16 protein-coding genes are annotated in these 22,988 nt (G+C 43.6%); 5 read left to right on the forward strand and 11 right to left on the reverse strand.

What is annotated here, in order from left to right; translation table 11 throughout:
* The first annotated feature begins 4 nt into the window (after nt 1-4).
* A complete protein-coding gene (locus IH597_12115; protein ID MBE0663196.1) occupies nt 5-886 on the forward strand; it encodes a bile acid:sodium symporter family protein in 882 nt (293 codons plus the stop codon).
* 104 nt (nt 887-990) lie between these two features.
* Here the strand turns inward: IH597_12115 and IH597_12120 are convergent, their stop codons facing one another.
* The 5 genes from IH597_12120 to IH597_12140 all read right to left on the reverse strand — a co-directional run bounded on the left by IH597_12120 (nt 991) and on the right by IH597_12140 (nt 5,771).
* The gene (locus IH597_12120) at nt 991-1,827 is read right to left on the reverse strand and encodes an elongation factor Ts (protein ID MBE0663197.1); all 837 of its coding nucleotides are present in this window, start codon (nt 1,825-1,827) and stop codon (nt 991-993) included.
* A 37-nt stretch (nt 1,828-1,864) separates the two neighbouring features.
* Entirely contained in the window at nt 1,865-2,782 is a 918-nt protein-coding gene (rpsB, locus tag IH597_12125) for a 30S ribosomal protein S2 (GenBank protein MBE0663198.1), read from the reverse strand.
* 106 nt (nt 2,783-2,888) lie between these two features.
* Nucleotides 2,889-3,275, reverse strand: coding sequence for a 30S ribosomal protein S9 (rpsI, locus tag IH597_12130; protein MBE0663199.1), 387 nt, complete (start codon nt 3,273-3,275; stop codon nt 2,889-2,891).
* Between the two features lie 5 nt (nt 3,276-3,280).
* Entirely contained in the window at nt 3,281-3,736 is a 456-nt protein-coding gene (gene rplM / locus IH597_12135; GenBank protein MBE0663200.1) for a 50S ribosomal protein L13, read from the reverse strand.
* Between the two features lie 259 nt (nt 3,737-3,995).
* Complete coding sequence (locus tag IH597_12140) at nt 3,996-5,771, reverse strand: chloride channel protein (protein ID MBE0663201.1); 1,776 nt, start codon at nt 5,769-5,771, stop codon at nt 3,996-3,998.
* A 161-nt stretch (nt 5,772-5,932) separates the two neighbouring features.
* Between IH597_12140 and xth the strand changes: the two genes are divergently transcribed.
* The gene (xth, locus tag IH597_12145; protein MBE0663202.1) at nt 5,933-6,697 is read left to right on the forward strand and encodes an exodeoxyribonuclease III; all 765 of its coding nucleotides are present in this window, start codon (nt 5,933-5,935) and stop codon (nt 6,695-6,697) included.
* A 361-nt stretch (nt 6,698-7,058) separates the two neighbouring features.
* Nucleotides 7,059-9,674 carry a response regulator gene (locus IH597_12150; GenBank protein MBE0663203.1) on the forward strand — a complete coding sequence of 872 codons (2,616 nt, stop codon included), beginning with the start codon at nt 7,059-7,061 and terminating at the stop codon, nt 9,672-9,674.
* Here the strand turns inward: IH597_12150 and IH597_12155 are convergent.
* The 4 genes from IH597_12155 to gatE form a co-directional block, all read right to left on the reverse strand.
* On the reverse strand, nt 9,671-11,035 hold the full coding sequence (locus IH597_12155) for a sigma-54-dependent Fis family transcriptional regulator (protein ID MBE0663204.1): 1,365 nt from the start codon (nt 11,033-11,035) through the stop codon (nt 9,671-9,673). The two genes, IH597_12150 and IH597_12155, sit on opposite strands and share 4 nt — an antisense overlap.
* 54 nt (nt 11,036-11,089) lie before the next feature.
* The gene (gene gatD, locus IH597_12160) at nt 11,090-12,475 is read right to left on the reverse strand and encodes a Glu-tRNA(Gln) amidotransferase subunit GatD (GenBank protein ID MBE0663205.1); all 1,386 of its coding nucleotides are present in this window, start codon (nt 12,473-12,475) and stop codon (nt 11,090-11,092) included.
* A gap of 126 nt (nt 12,476-12,601) precedes the next feature.
* The gene (locus tag IH597_12165) at nt 12,602-13,849 is read right to left on the reverse strand and encodes a M20/M25/M40 family metallo-hydrolase (protein ID MBE0663206.1); all 1,248 of its coding nucleotides are present in this window, start codon (nt 13,847-13,849) and stop codon (nt 12,602-12,604) included.
* Nucleotides 13,850-13,867: 18 nt separating this feature from the next.
* The gene (gene gatE / locus IH597_12170; protein MBE0663207.1) at nt 13,868-15,838 is read right to left on the reverse strand and encodes a Glu-tRNA(Gln) amidotransferase subunit GatE; all 1,971 of its coding nucleotides are present in this window, start codon (nt 15,836-15,838) and stop codon (nt 13,868-13,870) included.
* A 290-nt stretch (nt 15,839-16,128) separates the two neighbouring features.
* Between gatE and IH597_12175 the strand changes: the two genes are divergently transcribed.
* Nucleotides 16,129-17,655: an organic solvent tolerance protein OstA gene (locus IH597_12175; protein ID MBE0663208.1), complete on the forward strand. Its 1,527-nt coding sequence runs from the start codon at nt 16,129-16,131 to the stop codon at nt 17,653-17,655.
* 2 nt (nt 17,656-17,657) lie between these two features.
* Here the strand turns inward: IH597_12175 and IH597_12180 are convergent, their stop codons facing one another.
* Together IH597_12180 and IH597_12185 are read right to left on the reverse strand one after the other, a co-directional pair.
* Nucleotides 17,658-18,647 (reverse strand): MCE family protein, encoded by a 990-nt coding sequence (locus tag IH597_12180; GenBank protein ID MBE0663209.1) that lies wholly within the window; start codon nt 18,645-18,647, stop codon nt 17,658-17,660.
* Between the two features lie 56 nt (nt 18,648-18,703).
* On the reverse strand, nt 18,704-19,834 hold the full coding sequence (locus tag IH597_12185) for an N-acetylmuramoyl-L-alanine amidase (GenBank protein ID MBE0663210.1): 1,131 nt from the start codon (nt 19,832-19,834) through the stop codon (nt 18,704-18,706).
* A gap of 217 nt (nt 19,835-20,051) precedes the next feature.
* On the opposite strand from IH597_12185, the gene IH597_12190 reads away from it, so the two are divergent.
* A complete protein-coding gene (locus tag IH597_12190) occupies nt 20,052-22,715 on the forward strand; it encodes an LPS-assembly protein LptD (protein ID MBE0663211.1) in 2,664 nt (887 codons plus the stop codon).
* Nucleotides 22,716-22,988 lie beyond the last annotated feature (273 nt).

Genomic DNA, 22,988 nt, shown 5'->3' on the forward strand with positions numbered 1-22,988 from the left:
TAGTATGGAAACAAACTATCTTACTGACATTATGCTGCCTTTATCCCTGGCAATTATTATGCTGGGCATGGGTTTATCGCTTACGCCGTTTGACTTTAAACGGGTCGTGCTTTATCCGAAAGCAACCACGATCGGTATCATCAACCAGATCATTGTACTGCCTGTTGTTGGCTATTTGCTTCTACTTGTTTTCCGGCTCGAAAGCCCTGAACTGGCAGTAGGCATCATGGTACTGGCTGCCTGTCCTGGCGGTCCAACTTCAAATCTTATCAGTCATATCTCAAAAGGTGACACAGCGCTTTCTATCACGCTCACTGCCATTTCGAGCCTGATCGCGGTGATAACAATTCCATTGATTGTCAATTTTGCGCTGTCGCATTTTATGCAACAAGGCGAGTATATCCCGTTGCCGGTTTTTGATACGATTATCAAGCTCATGCTCATCACGTTGTTGCCTGTAGCTATTGGAATGGCTATCAGGGCGAAAGCCATCAACTTCGCAAAGAAAATGGACAAACCTGTGAAATTGGTTTCGGGCATACTTCTTTTTGTAATCATCCTTGCTGCGATCGTGTCGAATAAAGAAATTTTCTTGAGCTCGTTCAGGGATGTAGGTCCAATTGCATTGGCTTTAAATGTATTGATGCTTTTTATTGGATATTATTCGGCAAGTTTACTGAAACTAAAAAGACCTCAAAGCATAACTATTTCTATTGAGTCCGGAATTCAGAACGGTACCCTAGGGATTACCATAGCCAGCACACTCTTGCATAATAATGTGATCGCTATTTCGCCAGCTATTTACAGCTTGATTATGTTCTTGACTGCCGGAGTGATTATTGCCTGGGCCAACCTGATACTCAAAAAGGTAGATGTTGCTGCTTAAACTGTAAAAAGACCCTAAGGGTTTTTCAGAACCCTTAGGGTCTTAAGCCCAAAAAAAAAGCCGCTCATCAACGATGGCGGCTATTTTTTTTTTAGAGTCTGGATTTAAGCTCCAAGCATCAATCGCTTGATCGCTGTAATCTTGAGCTCTTTATCAAAACGTGCAAGGTATTCTTTCACAGTAATATTGCTTTCCTTGATGAAATCCTGGTTGAGCAAGGTATTATCTTTGAAAAACTTGCCGAGTTTTCCCATAGCAATTTTTTCAGCCAGTTCAGCAGGTTTGCCTTCCTGGATGGCAATGTCTTTGCCAATCTCAATTTCTTTGGCAACAACTTCCTGAGAAACGTCATCCTTATCAATTGCAATAGGGCTCATTGCTGCAATCTGCATAACAATGTCATGTCCGAACGATTCTATTTCCTTGACATCAGCCTTGCTAAAGCCAGCCATGCTTGAAAGACGGTTTCCGTGGTGGTTATATGTAAACACGATGGGTGCTGAAATAACCTCATAATGGTTCAGACCAATTTTCTCACCGGTCTTGCCAGTCATTTCCATGATTCTGTCGGCAACGGTTACACCATTCAAAGTCAGGGCATTCAGCTCATCTATTGTATTGGGCTTTTCTTTTATAGCCAACTCCAGAATTGATTTGGCGAAATCAGTGAAATCCTGGTTTTTGCCAACGAAATCAGTTTCGCAATTAACCATGATCATGGCTCCAAAATTATTTCCATTGGCCACCTGTGCGAGCACAATACCTTCGTTGGCATCGCGATCGGCACGTTTGTTGGCAACTTTTTGTCCTTTTTTACGCAGATATTCGATTGCTTTTTCCAAATCTCCTTCTGATTCCTTGAGGGCTTGTTTGCAGTCCATAATACCTGCACCAGTAATTTGTCGCAGTTTGTTTACTTCTGCCGCAGTAATATTTACCATTTTATAGAAATTTTAGCGTTTATGCGTTGTTTAAAAATTATTTTCTCGGTGGGCCTTTTCTTGGTGAAGGCTTGGCTATGGCTTTACGCGGACGGCGTGAACGATCGTCACCTTCTTCGCCCCGGGGGCGTGCTGGTGCTTTTTCGCCTTTTTCGCGGGTGCCAACAACTTTTTCTTCTTCTTCATCGTCAGCGTAAATTCTTCTGCCCTGATCGTCAACTTCGTACTCTTCGTGATCGTCTTCCTCAGCACGTTTGTCGCGGTCAAGTTTACGCTCTGTCAAACCTTCTTCCATGGCCTGGGTGAGTTTTGACAAAATCAGTTGAATTGATTTTGCTGCATCATCGTTGGCTGGAATTGGAAAATCAACCTCGTTGGGGTTGGAATTAGTATCAACAATCGCAATCGTTGGGATATTGAGTTTGCGGGCTTCAGCCACGGCAATATGTTCCTTCAGGATATCAACAATAAAAAGCGCTGAGGGCAGGCGGTTCAAATCGGCAATACTGCCAAGTTGTTTTTCAAGTTTTGCACGTTCACGGGCAATCTGGAGCCGTTCGCGTTTTGAAAACCTGGTAAAATTTTCGTTTACCATTAATTTATCTATGGATGACATTTTACGAACCGCCTTACGGATGGTTGCAAAATTGGTCAGCATGCCACCTGGCCAGCGTTCGGTAACATAGGGCATTCCAACGCTGGTGGCCAGGTTGGCAACAATGTCTTTTGCTTGTTTTTTTGTTGCTACAAACAGGATTTTCTTTCCCGATTTGGCAATCTGTTTCACCGCTGCGGCAGCTTCTTCAAGCTTGGCCTGGGTCTTATAAAGATCAATGATGTGGATTCCGTTGCGCTCCATAAAAATATAGGGCGCCATGTTGGGATTCCATTTTCTTTTTAAATGTCCGAAATGCACACCGGCATCCAGAAGTTCTTCGAAGTTTACTCTCGACATAATGTTTGTTTAAATTGGTTTACCTTCCTTAAAAATCAATTGCCAGGTAGTCCGTAAAAGTGGGAGTCCCGGCAATTTGGATACTAAACAGATAATTATTTTGAAATTAACGTTTACTGAACTGGAATTTTTTCCTGGCTTTCTTTTGTCCCGGTTTCTTGCGTTCAACCATCCTTGGATCGCGTTTTAGCAAGCCTTTGGCCTTAAGTGGGGGACGAAATTCAGGGTTGAGTTCGCATAGTGCACGACTGATTGCCAAACGTAATGCTTCTGCTTGTCCGCTAACGCCACCACCGTCAAGATTGGCCATAATATCGAATTTGCCACTCATCTCGGTAATCTCCAATGGTTGATTAACAACGTACTGAAGTGTGGAGATTGGAAAATATTCTTTAAAATCTCTTCCGTTTACTGTGATTGCGCCGCTGCCATCTTTCATATATACGCGTGCAACAGCGGTTTTTCTTCTGCCTAAGCTATTGATAATTTCCATGTTAGCTATTTGATTGAATTAAGATCTATTAACCTGGGATTTTGTGCTTCATGCGGATGCTCGGCACCGGTATATACTTTAAGGTTGCGGAACAACTCGCTGCCAAGGCGATTTTTGGGCAGCATTCCTTTTATGGCATGCTCAACTATTGAAGTAGGCTTTGATTTCAACATCTGTTTTGCAGTGAAAGACCGCTGTCCGCCCGGATAACCGGTGTGCCTGATGTAGAGTTTGTCATCCCATTTCTGACCAGTAAGCCTGATTTTATCAGCATTGATAATGATTACATTGTCGCCGCAATCCACGTGAGGTGTGAAGTATGGTTTGTGCTTGCCCCTGAGCATCACCGCCACCTTGGTCGCGAAGCGACCTAACACCAGATTTTCTGCATCAACGAGTAACCATTCTTTCTGAACAGTAGCCGCATTGGCAGATTTTGTTTTATAACTTGTTGTGTCCATTGTTATTTTATAGTTCAGTACAACACATAATTTCCCTTTAAAAAGGGGTGCAAAGGTAGAATTTAATTTTCTTATCACAAAACAAGGCGCAAATAATTTTTAGGAGTTTCCTATAAATAAGTTTTTTACGCTACCGGAATTAAACGCTGAGAGGTGCTTCGCACGCTGTCAGGTTTGAAAAGCAGGTTTTTGCAACATTTCATTCTGCCTACGCCTTCACCTTAGCCTTAGCCTTAGCCTCAGCCTTAGCCTCTCTTCTCTACTCTTCCGAAAACTCATGAATAATCTGCCTGTACGACGAAAATACATTGGCCCGTGAAACAAAGCCCCGATACTTGCCATTCTCCAGCACAGGAAGGTTATAATGCCCGCAGTTCTGGAATTTCATGGCCACCTCCTCCATGGTTTCATTGATATCAACCGGAACATCAGGCATGTATAAAAGATCTCTTACCATCGTAGTTTCGTATTTCTCAGGCTTGAAAATAATATCGCGGACATAATTCAGCCACACGACACCATAAAAATTATTATCCTCATCCACCACCGGAAAAACATTGCGTTCAGACTGTTCTATCACTTTTACCAACTCGCCGAGGTTCGCATCCAGATTGATGGTTTGGAAGTTGGTTTCTATCAGTTTGTCAATCCTCAGCATCGCCAACGCCGATTTATCCTTATGATGGGTAACCAGTTCACCTCTTTTCGCCAGGCGTTTTGTGTAAATGGAGTGCGGTTCGAAATACATAATCACTATATAGGAGGTTGTGGCAGTAATTATGAGTGGAATAAACAAACCGTATCCTCCGGTAATTTCAGCGATGAGGAAGATGGCAGTCAGCGGTGCGTGCATTACACCAGCCATCACACCGGCCATGCCTGCCAAAGCAAAATTACTTTCTGAGATATCAATAAAGGTGAGCCGGTTAAGTGCACGTCCGACAAAAAATCCACTTACTCCGCCCATAAACAACGAAGGGGCAAATATACCCCCAACCCCGCCGCTACCGGTAGTAACGGCCATTGCTGCCACCTTAAATGTCAGTATTAAACCAAGAAAGCCGAGAAAAAGCCAGAAACTGTCCTTCAAAGGAAAGAAAAGGCTGTTATTGGCCAGCTCTTCACCGTTGCCGGCAAGTATGGTTTTTAGTGCTCCATAGCCTTCGCCAAAAAGTGGCGGGAACAGAAATATCATTACACTCAGCGCCACCCCGCCGACAAGGAATTTCTTGTAATCCTCTTTGATTCCTGAAAACCACGACTCAATTTTAATATTTGCCCGGGTGAAATAAAGCGAAACAAGTCCAGTAAAAACACCTAGTACAATAAACCAGGGGATTTCATTCAGCAGGAATGGTTGAACCTCGCCGAAAGAAAAGAGGACATTCTCTCCCATAAAGAAATAATCGAGAACAGCAGCAGTAACAGCAGCAATTAACAAAGGAATGAGGGCTGTCATGGTCAGATCCAGCATCAGAATTTCGAGTGCGAACAAAACACCTGCAATGGGGGCTTTAAAAATGCCGGCAACGGCACCGGCAGCGCCACAACCAATCAGTAGGATAATGCTCCGCTGGCTCATCCTGAAAAAGCTTCCGATATTGGAACCTATAGCCGAACCTGTAAGAACAATAGGCGCTTCAAGACCCACGGATCCGCCAAAACCAACAGTAAGTGTACTGGCAATCATGGATGAATAGGTATTATGTGGTTTTAACTTTCCACGACCTCTTGAGATAGCATATAATATCTTGCTGACCCCATGACCTATATTATCTTTAACAAAGAACTTGACATACAAGACCGTAAGAATGATGCCAAGCATCGGGGTTGCGAGGTAAAGGAGGTTCACACGGCTAACGTCAAACTGGGTGGTAACAAATTCGTGGGTATAGTGTACGGTGTTTTTCAGGATCACAGCCGCGGCACCGCTAAGAATTCCGATCACAAAACTGAGAACGATCAACCATTGGCGCTCGCTGAAGCGATCGCGACGCCATGTAAGAATATATGTTTTACGCTTGTGCTTTTTCATCGGGCAAATTTACAAATTTGGATGGGGTGGCAAATTTTGGAGCGCGGTTAATCAGTGTTTTATAAAAATTACGCAAAATGCGTAACGCATTTTGCGCAATTTTTAGTTCTCCCAAACTTTTCCTTTCTTTGAACCTTTATAATAAAACCAATTCACCTCGCATGAAAATCATCACCTACAACGTTAACGGAATCCGCTCGGCGCTTTCAAAAGGTTTATTGGAATGGCTGCAGGCCGCCAATCCTGATGTGGTCTGCTTCCAGGAAACCAAGGCGCAGCCGGATCAAATCCCGGTTTTGGATTTTGAGGCGCTCGGCTATCAATCGTATTGGTTCTCGGCTCAGAAAAGAGGATACAGCGGGGTGGGAATGCTCACAAAGAAAACACCCGACGCGGTTGTTACCGGTATGAATATGTCGGCATATGATTTCGAAGGCCGTTTTTTAAGAGCAGATTTTGGCGATGTAAGCATTGTAAGTGTTTATCATCCGTCCGGCTCCAGCGGCGATGTGCGCCAGGCGTTCAAAATGATATGGCTCAATGAGTTCCATAATTATATTATTGAATTGCAAAAATCCCGGCCAAAACTGATTATTTCAGGCGACTTTAATATTTGCCACAAACCCATTGACATTCACGATCCTATTCGCAATGCCACCAGTTCAGGCTTTTTACCCGAAGAGCGCGAATGGATGAGTAAATTCCTCGATAGCGGCTTTGTTGATACTTTCAGGGTTTTTAACCAGGAACCACACCAGTATACCTGGTGGAGCTTCAGGACAGCAGCACGCGCAAGAAACCTGGGCTGGAGAATAGATTACAACATGGTGAGCGAAAACCTGCGCGAAAACCTTACCGGGGCACGAATCCTTCCACAGGCCGTGCATTCCGATCACTGCCCAGTAGTACTTGATATTGATATTTAGCGCTAGCATCCGCCACGGAACGCTCAGCCTTCCGGGCTCAAGGTTCCGAGTTCGAAGTTTGACGTTTGGCGTTCCGGGTTCAAAGTTCAAGGTTCAAGGTTCCGGGTTCAAGGTTTAAGATTCGACTATGGTGTTCGCCTCATAACGTCTTAACGTCTTAACCAATCTACAAATTAACCAATCAACCATCCACTACTCCATTACTCCATCTCTCCAATCCGCCCCTCGTCCCTCGCCACATTTAACAATTACACTCAACGACATCTGTCTTGCATTTTTCATGATCTCTATATCAATTCCCAGCTATCAAACGTTTTTATGTATCTTTAGCCTCAAAATTAAAAGCTTAGCCTGAAGGAAAATGGCTGAAAAGAAACCTAAACCCAAAACCTACGGAATCAGGACCAATGTGATCCTTGGCTTCACTTTTGCTATCATAGCCGTGGTGGCTGCCGGCTATTTCACTTACATAAGCACTTCCAAGCTTCTGAGCAGCGTAATTGAACTCTCCCAGCCCGATCAAAAACTTACCAAACTTCGCGAGGTACTTAGAGATCTCACTGAAGCAGAAAACAATATGCGGATTTATGCCCTGCTGAAAGATGAAGATTACTTTGAAGCCTATCTCACGTATATCTTTAGGGCCAACCTGAACATTGATACACTGAAGACGATCACAGCCGACCATGAAGACCAACACCGGAAAGTGAGGCAAATCTCTGTGCTGCTCAATACCAGGCTAAGAAATATTGATGAATTTATGAAGTTCAAGCGCGCTGCCGATACCGTTGATTATGCCTGGCGTGCATTGGAGGAATTGCGCACATCCCCTTATGATACTACGCGTACACGGGTTTATACACGCACTTCAACTACCACTTCTCTTATTGACACACTGCGTTTGAGCCCCCCTCCGGTTCCGGTAACCAAAGAAGAGCAGTCGAAAGGCTTCTTCTCAAAAATCGCTGACCTTTTTTCGAGTAAAGAAGAAAAGAAGTCAGAAACTGCTGAAAATAATGATCAGGTACTGCAGGAAACTGTCATCGTACGCGATACCAATATGTTGGTGCAAACTGATACATTACTTTATTACCGCCTTCAGAAAATACTTACTGATATCAGGGAAGAAGAAGCCCAGGTACAGCAACAGCTTTTTGATAAAGAGTTGGAATTGCTTAAAAACAACTCACTGATCATCAGTCAGATCATGGATATAATTTCAAATCTCGAACGCGATGAAGTGTTGCTTGTGAACCACCAGACCGACGAAGCCCGTGAGGTTGCCGGCCAGTCGGTGCTGATTATCAGTGCGGTCATGCTTAGTAGCTTGTTTATCATCCTGATTTTTCTTTTCCTAATTTTACGAGCCATATCAAGGAGTAATTTCCTGCGAAACCAATTGATTGTTGCCAAACAAAAAGCCGAACAGCTTGCACGGGTAAAAGAGGAATTCCTTGCCACCATGAGCCATGAAATCAGGACGCCGCTAAATTCCATCGTAGGTTTCTCAGAGCAATTGAGCCGAACACATTTGAACCGTGACCAAACAGAACAACTTGATGCCGTGAAGCTTTCATCGGAGCATTTACTATCGCTGGTAAACGATATCCTCGACTTCAGCAAAATAGAACAAGGAAAACTCAAGCTCGAAAAAGTCCCCTTCACCGTTAAGGATGTAATGGAAGAAACGTATAAAACATTCAGGGTCAGATCGCGCGATAAAGGAATCCGGTTTGGTTATCATATTGAGTTTGATGGCGAAAATATCTTAATTGGCGATCCATTTCGATTAAAGCAAGTGCTTTTTAACCTGGTAGGAAACGCAATCAAGTTTACCGATAGGGGAAAAGTATTTGTTCTCTGTCGCAAAATCACCAACCCGCTGGCATCTGATAAGCATGTCAGGCTCAGGTTCGAAGTGCACGATACCGGCATCGGGATTCAACCTGAAAAACTTGAAGCTATTTTTGAAGGGTTCACACAAGCCGACTCATCTTTGAGCCGCAAATTTGGTGGCACAGGCCTGGGTCTTACAATAAGCAAGCGGTTAATAGAAATGCAGGACGGTATCATCGGCGTAGCTTCTGAAGCCGGAAAAGGATCCGTTTTTCATTTTGAATTGTCTTATACGCAGGCTGTCGAAGGCGAGGTAGTTCTGACCGCAGATGCCAACCGTTTTGAACCGGCTTTGCTTAAGAACAAGTATATCCTTGTAGTTGATGATGATGCTTTCAACATCAAACTCACCAGTATGATCCTCGAACGCTGGGGCATTAAAGTTGATGTTGCACTCAGCGGCAATGCAGCGCTAACATTGATTAATAAAAATGAATACGATCTCATCCTCACTGATATTCATATGCCCGACATGAGCGGCATTGAGCTGACGCAGAAAATCAGGGCAATGGTTGACATTAATAAGGCATCGGTTCCGATTGTAGCCATAACAGCCAATATCATGAAAGACGAACTGGATCATTATATGAAATCCGGAATGGACGATTATGTATTGAAACCTTACCGGGAAGCCGACCTGTTCCTGAAACTTGCCGGACAGCTTGGATTAGAGAGTATCGTTTCCCCACAGCCAGATAATGGCGCTGATGAACCCGACCTGAGCGACGGTGATTTTGACCTTAATGATGTGAAACGTTTCTCGGGAGGCAATAAAAAGGCAATGGCTGTGATCCTGCACTCATTTATTGACGAAAACAAGCGCAATCTCGAAACCCTGGAACTTTCCCTTGCCAGCAACGATTATGGCACAATTTCAGCACTTGCGCATAAAATGCTCACTTCCTACGGACATTTGGGTGTGAAGCATGTAAGCGAGGAATTATCGAGGCTCGAAAAAATTAATTCTACGCCCGACCACGAAGAAATCAAAGAACTTGTTACCGTGGTTCAGCAAAAGAGTGAAGGGATTTTCCCATTCATAAAGAAAAAGGCAACGGAACTTGAAGAACAGGCAAACTAACCCTCAATTCCATACAGGCGCATCTTATTATAGAGCGTTTTCCTATCAATATTGAGCATCCTAGCTGCCTTTGTTTTGTTGAAAAAGGCTTTTTCAAGCGCCTGAAGGATAATATTTCTCTCGTTGGTTTCTGAAATCACTTTCAGATCGGTAGTTGAATAGGTTGCTGCATTGGTAATCATTTGCTCATGCATCATCTCCGAAGGTAGCAGGTCAAGTGTAATTTTTTCGTATGATGCCAGTAATACGGCGCGTTTGATAACATTCCTCATTTCACGGATATTGCCTGGCCAGGAATATTGCATGAACTTTTCAATCACAGCAGGATCAATTGTGCTGATGTTTTTCTCAAGTTCCTGATTGGCTAGTTTAAGAAAATGATTGGCAAAAATTCCGATATCTTCCGGGCGATCCTTTAACGAAGGCACATCAATCTTAAATTCGTTCAGGCGATGATACAGGTCTTCGCGGAAAGTTCCTTTTTTGACGGCTTTATCGAGGTCCTCGTTGGAAGCAACAATGATGCGTACATCCACATCAATATCGCGGGTGCCACCAATACGGCGGATTTTCTTTTCCTGGGTTGCACGCAGCAATTTAAGTTGTATCTCATAGGAAAGGTTTCCGATCTCATCAAGAAACAAGGTTCCACCATTGGCAATCTGAAACTGGCCTTCTTTGTCGTTCTGCGCATCGGTAAAAGATCCTTTCATATGCCCGAACAACTCACTGGCTGCAAGTTCCTTTGAGAGCGCCCCGCAATCAACTGCCACAAAGGGTTTATTATGACGCTTGCTTTTAATATGAATGGTACGTGCAATGTATTCTTTCCCTGTTCCGCTTTCGCCATGAATGATCACCGACATATCAGTTGGTGCCACAAGGTTCGCATATTGCATGATACGCTGGGAACGGTAATTTACGCCCTCAACGAATTGGAAATCCGATTGTTTTATATAGAAACTCCGGCTCACACCTCCCTGCTTTTCATCCAATCCGGCTTTCTTTTTTAAGGCGGTACGGATGGCAAGTAAAATTTCATCGGGGTTCACAGGCTTGGCAACATATTCAAAAGCGCCCAGTTTTATTGCGCTCACAGCTGTACGGATATCAGCATAACGGGTCATAAGAATTACAGGCACCTGGGGCTTCAGCGCTTTGAACTCCTTCAGCAATTCAATGCCGTCTTTATCGGGCAGGCGATAATCGGTAAGCACAATATCAAAATCAGTCTCGCGGAAAGCTTTGGAGCCATTACCGGCGCTAAAAACCTCTTTCACCTCAAAATCATTCTGAGACAAAAAGGTTTTCAGCATCATGCAGAATGTAGGATCATCATCAACTATCAGAACTCGGTGCATTCAACAGATATTTTTGACTATCAATTCGTTCAGTACAAAAGTAGGAAGAATTCTCTATTTATGAACCTTGCGGATAAATTCTTCAACTTCAGGAACTCCACCCTGGTAAACGAGGTAACCGTTATACGGTTCACGCTCAGTGATATCATCGTTGATGGGTGTGAGCATGATTTTCTTTACTTCGTCAAGATCGCTGGTTTGACCCAAAGCCCATCCAAGTTTGATGTAGGCTACCTCAGGGAGCATATTCTCAGCCGGCACAACGCCTTTGGCCATCATGTCGCGACCGGTTTCATACACAAACATGTGAACATAACCCCAAAGTGTTTGCACAGTCATATAAATGGCCACGCCCTTTTTTGTTGCCCTTTCAATGGCAGGGTACAAAGGCTTGTTAACGTGACCCAACCCGGTTCCGGCAATAATAATTCCTTTATAACCCCTGTCCACCAGCCCGTCAATCACATCGGGTTGCATATTGGGATAATAATAAACAATGGTCACCTTCTCCTCGAAATAGGGCAATATTTCAACTTTACGATCCTTGCGCCTGAGATTGTAATTTTCTTTCTGGGGTTTTACACCCTGGCGTGTAACTGTGGCCAGCGGTATATCGCCCAGCGTCCTGAAAGTGGAGCGGTATGATGAATGCATTTTCCTGACCCGTGTGCCACGATGCAAGAATCCATACTCATCACTTGTGGGTCCGAACATGCAAACCATAACTTCAGCAATATCGCCATGACCAGCGGCGGTTGTAGCATGCATGAGGTTAAGGGCGGCATCAGAGCTGGGGCGGTCAGATGAGCGTTGCGAACCCACCAGCACAATCGGCACGGGCGGATTTTTAATCATAAAAGTGAGCGCTGCTGCCGTATGGTGGAGTGTATCGGTTCCGTGCCCGATTACGATCCCATCAACACCGGTTTCAATTTCTTTCCCGATGGCGATGGCAAGTTTTTTATACTGATCCGGTCCCATATTTTCGCTAAAAACCGAAAAAATCTTTTCAGTGGTAAGGTTGCAGATAGAAGCCAATTCGGGTACCGCACCATAAAGTTCGCCAGGAGAAAATGCCGGTATCACAGCGCCGGTACGATAATCGAGCCGTGAAGCGATGGTTCCGCCGGTGCCAAACAGCTTAACTTTTGGAAGGTTGGGCGTATAGGGAAATTCCTTTTCAGGGATTTTATAAACCGCTTTTTTGTAGCCTGTTTCCGTCATTTCAATGACGTTATCTACATTGATACCAATATTATAGCCTGTTGGAATTTTTAGCACAATATGCCTGGAATCATCATTTTCAGCGCGCGGAAGGATAGTTCCTTTGAAAGCGCCACGGGTAGTATTTATTTGCACTTGCCCCCATACGCGGGCATGATACTTCTTCAATGTTTCGAGTGCGGCGCCTTTATAGCCCTGGAAAAAATCTTCGCTCATCGCCAATGCATGGTGTTAAAAAGTGGTTAATGTAGAATCTGTTTAGTATGTATGTTCAGCGTGAATAATAGGTTCGAGGCTTAAAAACTACAAAGGAGAAATCAAATTCAAGAAAGCCGTCATTCCTTAATTACTTACTACCAGTTTAATGGTTGCAGTGGCTGTTTCAGTCTTCATCTGGCAGAAATAAATGCCTGCCGGTAATGTTATGGCATTAAATGTAACCCAGTGTGATCCGGCTTCCTGCCAACCTTCGTGCAATACCGTTATCATCCTGTTTGAACCATCAAACACTTTAATGTTGACCCATTCCGCTTCGGGAAGGGAATATTTAATCGTGGTTTTGCCCGTAAAAGGGTTCGGAAAATTAGGATGCAGTGAAGCCAGTTTTTTTAACTCCGGGCCAACAATACCAGTGTTTAAACCGGGCCCGTTTTCATAAATCAGCATGCCCAATGAAATTTTAACAACTTCGGCAGCAAAGTCTTTGTTGGTTGACGACACCAAATCATTTACTGTATGATAAAAAGGTGTAAACTCATCCTCAATAAAAAATATGGTGTTAAAACCGTTGGAGTAAAACGGCCAGCTATCCGACTGTTGCATATACTGCGTGGTTTCAAAGGTGTTGAGTATCGTGAAATTTGTAGCAATGTATTGAGCAAGATTGGTGACCCACAGAGAGTTGGGATATTTAACCAAACGAATGGTCCACTGGTCCTGGGGCAAGGTGCAATAACTTATCATGTCGTTGTTGAGCATCATCTTGATGTTCATGTTTTGAGCGGCGGCATTGTCGGCAAAGTGCCAGCCACCATGCAAGCCGAGTTCTTCAGCAGCAAATGTTACAAACTTGATTGTTGATTCCGGTTGATAGCCATATTGGTTCATAATGCGTGCAACTTCAAGCGCAGCGGCAACTCCGCTTGCATTGTCATCGGCGCCGGGCGCTATTAAAAACGGATTGCTTGATGAAGGAACAATTGCATCATGGTGGCCGCCAATAATGTAAACCTCGTCAGGACGGGCATAACCAGGCAAGGTGCTCACTACATTATACTGCCAGGTTTGGTAGTAAACACCATTATAGGTTCTGTTCAGCGGGAAAGAATCCAGTTGACTGTCGGGATAGCCTAGCTGAATAAATTTATCCCTGATCCAAACTGAAACTTCACGCCGGTTTTCAGCAAGGCAGAAGCGGGTTCCCATATCTTCAAGCGACTGCATATAGGATTGAATACTATCGGCATTTACCATGTCAGTATACTCAATAATGATTGAATCAAGACTAGTGTTCCATGGTGGCGTGATCTGTGCTTTTGCCTGAAAACCAAAGGCTGGAATCAGGAACAGGAGGATCAGTAGGTTTTTCATTGTATAAGGATGTTTATGTTAGTCAATGTGTAAATGCTTTGATAATTCCGTGAGGGAAATGTTTCCGCTTGCAACGGGTCTCAGTTGCCCCATCATCCAGTTATGCATATCTGCAAGACCGGATGCTGCGTGCAATTGTTTGAACTTGTTTCTCAGAAACGGAATACGGTCGATGATGTTGTTTTTATCAGTTGGTTTGTAATGTATTGTGGTCAGAACCGATTCAAATTCCATTTTGGGATATTGGTAGATCACAGGCATCATCTTTTTTGCCAGATCCAGTGCTATGCCGTTTTCTTTCAAATACCTGAACAGCCCAAAGATTATCTTATAGTTGAATGACGAAGAAGGTTTATAGTGGCCTTCAACAAATTTTAAGGTATGCCCGAAAAAGGTTCCGCAAAAAGCAGGTGGTACATTAAGTTCATTGATTATTCTTTCAATCAGCGGGAAAAGATCTTTCTTGAAAATATAAGTGTAGGTGTCTTCAGGCACATTCCATGCTTTGAGCTTGTGGTATCTGTCAATTACATCTTCAGGCAAGCGTTTTTTGAGTTCATCAATATAGCTGTCCTTCAAAGGTATTGGCGGGGAATCAGTATCCGGGTACATGCGGTCGGCGCCCGGAAGCACGCGTTCAAAAATAGTGGTGCCGTCCTCAAATGATTTTCGGGTTTCGTTTGGCACACCCTGAAAAGCCATCATACAACGCTCTTCGATGGTTTCAAGCGCCGTTGGTATATCATCAGCAGGGCCCCAGATAATGAGTTGAGCATCATCATCGGTTGCGTTCAAGGTTTTCCGTATTATTTCAAATGCTTCCGGTTCAATAACCGTCCAAAGCATTTCGGAATGAACAAGATTGGGATGTTCAATGCAGGCAATCACTTTAAGGCGTTCGCTTAGTTCGTCGGCGAAAATTTTACCGGGTTGCGTGAAATGCGATAGCATGCCTTTGAAACCCGGCAGGTTGATGGCATAAACAGGGGTTTTGCAACGCTGCGCACTGCCAAGTGGTTCGTAATTAAACTCAACACTTTTCCGGCTGAGTTTCTCAGCCTTCATTTTCCATTGCTTCCAATCGGGAAACTTTTCCAACAGCAGTGACCTGATATTTAACAGTGCATATTGCCTGAACGCCTCGTTATGTGTGAGTTCCGGAATCCATTTGGTATGCGCAACGCCTTTAATCTCGACCCTTGTTCCGCCACGGCAACTTACGTTTACATCTTGCCGGCCGGCACCCATTCCTGTACGAACCTTGCCAGTACTGCGGTTCAGGAAGCGGATGTAATTGCAGGCTTCCATCACCTCGTCGGGGTTAACCATATCAGGATATGTGACAGTTTCGATCAAAGGCATTCCAAGGCGGTCGGTTCGGAAAACACGCACATGGCCGATGTCAGAAACCTCGCGGCAGCTATCTTCCTCAAGGCTGAGTTGGATGAGCCGCACTTTTTTATTCTTGAGGGGAATTTCACCTTCTACGCCAATAATAGCTGTACGCTGAAAACCGGTAGGGATGCTGCCATCAAGATACTGTTTGCGCGTAATGTGAACCTCGCCAACGATGTTGAGCCGGCAAAGCAATGAAATTTCAATTGCTTGTTCCAGCGCTTCCTGGTTTACAAGAAAAGGTGGAGTATCGTCAATTTCATAGGTGCATGCCGTGGGGCTTTTGAGCCGGTAAATAATTGTTTTTCTCGTTTTGAACTCCATGAGCGCCGTGCCATCGTATTCGCCAAGTTCGCTGAGTGTCGGCCTCATGTGCCTGATGATTTCGGCATCAAAATCGTCGGGTGCCTGGAAAATACCGGCCGGACAACGGCAAAACAATTTCTTGCCGGTTTTCAGTTGCTGATGCACTTCCAGTCCTGACATGAAGCCAATCCGGTCGTAATCAGTCTGGGTGGCTTTTCGGCGTGTAACATAGCCAATAGCTTGTTGAGTTTGCTTGTAGTTTGAGTTGGGATCGAAGGCTCCGGACATAAAGTGAAGATAAGAATTTGGAACAAGGCTTCAAAATTAGTGAAATCATTTTAACCCGAAAGATTAAACCTTGTAATTATTCGTTATCCGGTGGGAATGCCTTGGCAGGCACCCAGGTATAATTTTATTGTTATTTAATGTGGATGTGTCAAAAGGTCGAATCTTGTCATCCTGAACGAAGTGAAGGATCTTTTTAGAAATTAGATTCTTCGCTGCGCTCAGAATGACACAAGCTGGAGGCTTTAGTCCGCATTACCAACTTATAGTTACTTTCAGTATTTTTGCGATCCATGAAACAACTCTTGTTATCCAGCGCAATATTGGTTTCCTTTCTTCTTATGCTTGCTTCCAACCCGGCAGCAATGCAGGAAAAGCAGCAGCCCACACGTGTGAAGATCATACAGGCGGATGAACTTCGGTTTGAGAGGCGGTTTGGCAAGGATATCAGGCGTTTGCTTGGCAATGTGATCCTCGAGCATGACGAAGTACTCATGTATTGTGATAGCGCTTACATGCAGGAAGCCAGCAACAGCTTTGAAGCGTTCAGCAATGTGAAGATCAACTCGGGTGATACATTGTTTTTGTATGGAAAATATCTCAGATACAATGGAAACACCCGCCTGGCCGAGGTTTTCTATGATGTAAAACTTGTGGATGACAACACGGTTCTCACCACTGAACAACTTAACTATAACCGCAACACCGGTATAGCCTACTACGAACGCGAAGGAAAAATTACAGATGATGAAAATGATCTCACCAGCAGGAGCGGTTATTATATGACTGAAGAAAAGCGTGCGCATTTCCGTAAGAATGTTGTACTCGTAAACCCGGAATACGTAATGCGATCCGACACATTGGTGTATCACACCGAAACTCAGGTTTCAAGCTTTTTCGGGCCTACGACCATTGATGCTGACGATTCCTTTATTTATTGCGAAAATGGATGGTATGATACAAAAAACGACAAAGCCCAGTTTAACAAACACGCTTACATTATCAGTGGCGAACACAATATCCGGGGCGATAGTCTGTATTACAATCGCGCCGATGAATCGGCCAAGGCATTTGAAAATGTGGTTATTGTTGATACGGTTCAGAATGTAATACTTAAAGGCAATTATTCAGAATACTATAAGCACCTGGGTTATACTTACATCACCGATATTCCGGTAGCAATCTTTATTGAAAACGGCGATTCATTGTATATGCATGCCGATACTATCCGGACCACTTTTAACCAGGATCAGGATATCGAGCGGGTGATGGCGTATTATAAGGTTAAATTTTTCAGGGACGACTTACAGGGATCGTGCGATTCATTGGTTTATAAAATGAGTGATTCACTGATTGTGATGTACCGCGATCCGGTGCTCTGGACCGGCGAAAGTCAGCTAAGCGCTGATTCAATTCATGTAAATACCAATGGAGAAGCGATCGAAACGCTTGAGCTTTATAATTCTGCTTTTTTAATCAACAACGACGACAGCCTGCAATTTAATCAGGTAAAAGGACGCAATATGACCGGTTATTTCGTTGATGGCAGTCTTGATAATATTGTTGTTGTTGGCAATGCTGAAACTCTTTATTACGTAAAGGAAGAAGACGGTTACCTGATTGGGATCAACAAGGCTGTAGCCAGTCGGATGCGGATCAAACTTGAAGACAGTAAGATTAGCCGGATCTATTATTTTGAAAAACCCGATGGGACAACTTTTCCTGATAAGGATCTTCCGGCTTCGGAGCGCCAGTTACCGGATTTCAACTGGAGGGACGATAAAAGGCCCAAAGTGTGGACTGATATTTTTAACCGCTAGTATTATTCTGCCGGTGGCGTGTAAGGCCGTTTGTCAACCTTGCTGCCGAAAACTGAGAAATGCACGTACCTTCCCGGGTTTAGTTTCATATCTTCCAGCAATTGGTTCAACTCCATTGAGGCAACTTCAAGTTCGTTGTAAAGACCTGGATCATTGATAAGCAGACCGAGCGTGCCTTCACCGCTTTCAACCTTGTCCATTACCGAACCCAGCCGGTTCAGAGAGTTCTCAATATGGGCAAAGGTTTGTTTTATATTTGTGGCTGCCAGCGAATCGGAAATTGAGCTGATATTACGAATGGTATTGGCTATTTCTTCATTGCTGTTTCTCAGGTTAGTGGAAATAGATTCAATATTTTCAAGTATAATTGCTAGTCTTCTTTTTTCTGACTGGATGAGGGTATCAAAGGTGTAGCTTGTATGTTCAAGGCTGCGGATAGTGAGCCTGATGCTTTCAAAACTCTGACCGAGATTTGAACGGGCTCTATCATCAAAAACTGCCTGAAGTGCAGTAACCAGAGTATCGAGTGATGAGAGCAGTTCTTCGGCTTTATGTTTAATGGGCTGAACCTGTTTGTTAACTTCTTCCTGCAACGAGGCTTGCACGTCCGATAGTATGGTGTCATTTGATTGCGCAAGAACAGGTGAATCGCCAAGCTTCAAATCAATAGCTTTAGAACCCATAATATCTGAACTATGGATGCGTGCAACGGAGTTGATTGGAATGGGTACATCCTCGTCAATCATCAGTTTCGCTATAATCCTTGTTGATCCTTCACCCTCGAAATTAAGCTGATGCACCTGCCCGATTTTCATTCCTTTCAGGTAAATGGGGTTCGCACTGGTTAAGCCCCCAATATCGTCATATACAGCATAAAGTATGAGCCTGTTGTAGAAAAGGTTAGTTCCTTTCAAATAATTAAAGCCCCAGATAAAAGCTGCCAGTGCCAGAATAAATAACGCACCTATTTTAATTTCACGTCTGATTTTCATAAACTTTTTTGATTGAGTTTAGCAAAGGTAATAAAACCCGTGCTTTTAGGAACATGTCATTTTAATGAACTTCTTTGCTGGGTTATCTCAACTGCCTTGTCAATCGCAATTCTTTCTTCGTTAAGAAAGGCAACTACAAAAGCATCTTTGTACCCTTTTTTAACCAAAGTTTCTCTGTGTTTAACCGCTGCCTCAAGGGTAGGCTCATCGCCCGATGTATATTTATTGAGACCCTGATGTGCATACATCTTTACAAGGCTTAACGACTTGAAAACAGGAGAGTTCAATGGAATAAGCTCGGCTGATGCAGCAAACTGCACCCTGAATGAAACCTTTCCTTCGGTGCTTTGTACTGTTTGATCCACCGTACTTTCGGGAGTATTTACCCTGGCAAGCTGCTCCACATAACCAGCCTTTTCAACTCCTTCCTTGTATTCGCGAAACGCCCTGTAAATGGCAGAAGCGATATAAGATTGTCCTTGTTCTGACATGAGGAAAGCTTCTTCTTTCGCGTTGCTCAGGAAGCCGGTTTCAATAAGCACACCAGGCATGGCAATTTTGTATAAAACCAGGAAGCCGGCCTGTTTCACTCCACGGTCGTTAAGGTTCACACGTTCGCGAAACTGATTTTGTACAAGTCGCGAAAATTCAAGGCTCTGATCCAGATAGGCATTCTGGTAAAGCGAAAAAACAATATGTGCCTCAGCAGAGTTGGGATCAAAACCACCATAGGTAACCTCATAATCCTCTTCTAGTAAAATAGCGGCGTTCTCCTTTTTAGCCACTTCCAGGTTATCCTGGCTTTTATGCAAACCCATCACAAAAGTTTCGGCACCGTAAGGCGTTGGCGAGCGTACCGAATTGCAATGGATTGAAATGAAAAGATCTGCATTGCTTTCATTGGCAATTTGTGCCCTGCGAAACAATTCAATAAACTCATCGGTATTGCGGGTATAGATCACTTCAACGTCTGTAAGGTTTTCGCTGATGTATCTTCCTGTTTTAAGGGCTATTGAGAGAACAATATCCTTTTCTCTTGCTTTCTTTCCAACGGCGCCAGGGTCTTTTCCACCGTGACCGGGGTCAATAACAACCTTTCGGATAGAATGGTGGTGGCGCTGTGCAGATATTTCAAATGAATGAAACATGAGCAAGGCAATACCAAAAAATAAAACTATTCGTTTCACCAAAGTAGTTGTTTTTATTTAGCTTTGAAACGTCAAAATATTGGATTGTGTTGTACTGATTGAGGTACAAACTTACATGTTTTCGCTTAAATGGTTTTGTTTTTCGTTCTGCACATTGTGATCCGCTTGATTTTGATATTTCCTTAATGTGATGATGCCTGTTTGTTTCTGGTCATTAGTCTTGTTGTAAAAAGTGATAACAATCCGTCATTTAATCATGTCGTTCAGAACCTGTTGGCAGCAGCGCTACCTGACTGCGGTTCAAATTATTATTGCATTTGCTCTTTCATCACCAGGAATAATCTTCTCACAGGAACCGGTAATTGTAAGTGATACAATTACCCAAAACGCCGATACTTTAAGTTTCGACCTCTATGATGCACCATTGAGGCAAACGCCTGAAGCTGATACGGCAAAAGGCAAATTTGCACTGGAAAACAAAGTTGTTTATCATTCCTCCGACTCATTATATTTTGATCTTGCCCGCAATAAATCTTTTCTTTTTGTTAATGCCGAAATCCAATACGGCGATATCAATCTCAAGGCCCATTATATTGAAATAGATTTTGCTTCCAACACTTTGTATGCGAGCGGACTTCCCGATTCAACCGGAAAAATGCACGGCACCCCGGTGTTCACACAAGGGGAGCAAAGCTTTGTTGCCAATACAATGAGTTATAATTTTGACACCAAGCGCGGTTATATCCGACAGGTAATTACTCAGGAAGGAGATGGGTTTCTGCACGGACAAGCCGTAAAAAAGATGGAGGACGAAACTACCAATGTTGGGGTGGGAAGCTACACAACCTGCAACCTCGATTGCCCCCACTTTGAATTTCAGTTTCAAAAGGCAAAAGTTATCCCAGGCAAAAAAATCATTACCGGCCCGGTATTTTTTGTTGTTGAAGGTGTGCCCCTGCCGCTGGCCATTCCTTTTGGCTATTTTCCAAATAAAAAAGGACAAACATCGGGCATCAAAATGCCGTCATACGGCGATGCTAACACAAGGGGGTTTTACCTTGAAAACGGCGGCTATTACTGGGGAATAAGCGATTACCTGGAATTATATATTCTTGGCGACATCTATTCACGTGGCAGTTGGGCCTTAAAACCCGACCTGAATTACCGCAAGCGATACAAGTACAATGGCCGTTTGAACCTGAATTATGCAATTAATATTACTGGTGATGAAGGCACACCATCTTTCGAAAAAAGAAAAGATTTTGCTATTCGCTGGAATCATAGCCAGGACCCAAAGTCACATCCAACCCAGAAGTTTTCGGCAAATGTAAATGTTCAGTCAAGTAAATTCAATCGCTCTAACCCGGTTTCAACCCAAAACTTCCTTTCCAATACTTTTACATCCAGCATATCTTACCAGCGGTCCTTTGCCGGAAAATACTTTTTAAACCTTAGTGCCACGCACAGCCAGAATACACTCAACAACTCCGTAACCATGACACTCCCGGAAGTGTCGTTCAATGCCACACGTTTTTATCCTTTCAGGCGAAAAACCCGTGTCGGTGCTTTGAGATGGTACGAAGATATCAATATGAACTACACCATGAATGCGCGCAACCAGGTTACAACACTTGATTCGCTGTTCTTCCGGCCCGAAACTCTGGATGATTTCCGAAATGGGGTGAAACATACTATTCCAGTTACTTCCAACCTGAAAGTGTTAAAACATTTCAATCTCAGCAATTCATTGAACTTCACCGAGCGCTGGTATTCGCAACGCATTGAGCGGAGATGGGTTGATGACGAACTGGACGATGAAGGCATTCTCAAGCCAGGCGTCGTGAAGAATGATACACTTAGCGGGTTTTATGGCGTGAGGGATTTTTCGTACCAGACATCCATCAATACCACAATTTATGGTATGATGCAATTCAAAAAGGGTTACTTAAGGGCAGTCAGGCATGTGGTGAACCCCTCCATTGGTTTTAGCATTCGTCCTGATTTTGGCTCTGAATACTGGGATTATTGGGATGAAGTACAAATTGATACAACCGGCAGAACACAACGTTATTCTTATTATCAAAACTCAATTTATGGCACTCCGCCCGATGGCAAATCAGGAAGTTTGAATTTTTCACTCTCGAATAATCTTGAGATTAAGGTGCGATCAAAAAAAGATACTATAACCGGAATGCGAAAAGTGAAACTGATTGAAAGTTTATCCATTAACGGTTCGTACGATCTTGCGCGGGATTCACTCCGTTGGTCGAGCCTGAATGTTTCGGGTCGTACAACACTATTCAAAAACCTGCAGATACAATATACCGGACGATGGAGCCCTTACGCAATTGACAGCCTGGGGCGTATGATCAATAAATTTGTGTGGGATGTTGACCGCAGGATACTCAGGCGCGAAAATACTTCCTGGAATTTTAGCATGCGCTATAGTATCAATTCCAGCACTTTTGGAGGCAAGACCCAAACCAGCACCCGGCCGGAAACATCTATTGACGAAGCGGGTGCAGAAGAAGAATTGGCTGAAATTATAATGTATCCTGATGAGTTTATTGATTGGAACCAACCCTGGAACTTCAGCATGGATTATAGCTTAAGGCTTACCAGCCAGTTCAGCGTTCAAAACGATAAATTTGAAACACAAACCATCCAATCCCTTAACTTCAATGGTGATTTTAACCTCACGCCAAAATGGAAAATTGGGTTCCGTTCGGGTTACGACTTCGTTGACAATAAATTCACTTACACTTCTTTTAATTTCTACCGCGATTTGCATTGCTGGGAAATGCGTTTCAACTGGATTCCAACCGGTACACAGAAAAGCTGGAATTTCCAGATCAATGTAAAATCGCCGATGCTTCAGGATTTAAAACTTACCCGGAAGAAGGATTTCAGGGACTTTTAGTTTTTTTTGTGATGCAGTGATGCGGTATACGGTCAATTAGTCAATTAGTTAATTCGTAGATTGGTATGGAGTAATGGAGTGATGTGAAAAAGTTTGCGAAGAGCGAGTCCCCCTTTGAAAAAGGGGGCCAGGGGGATTTGGTTAGACTCTGTTCCGATAAGTTTGCGAAGAACGAGTCCCCCTTGGAGAAGGGGGTTAGGGGGATTGAATGATCTAACATGCTGGTATTTTGTAAATCAGTGATTCATTAGCTTAGGGCTCAACTTTGGATTT

The sequence above is a fragment of the Bacteroidales bacterium genome, from assembly GCA_014860575.1.
In the GTDB taxonomy this organism is placed as follows: Bacteria; Bacteroidota; Bacteroidia; order Bacteroidales; family JAAYJT01; genus JAAYJT01.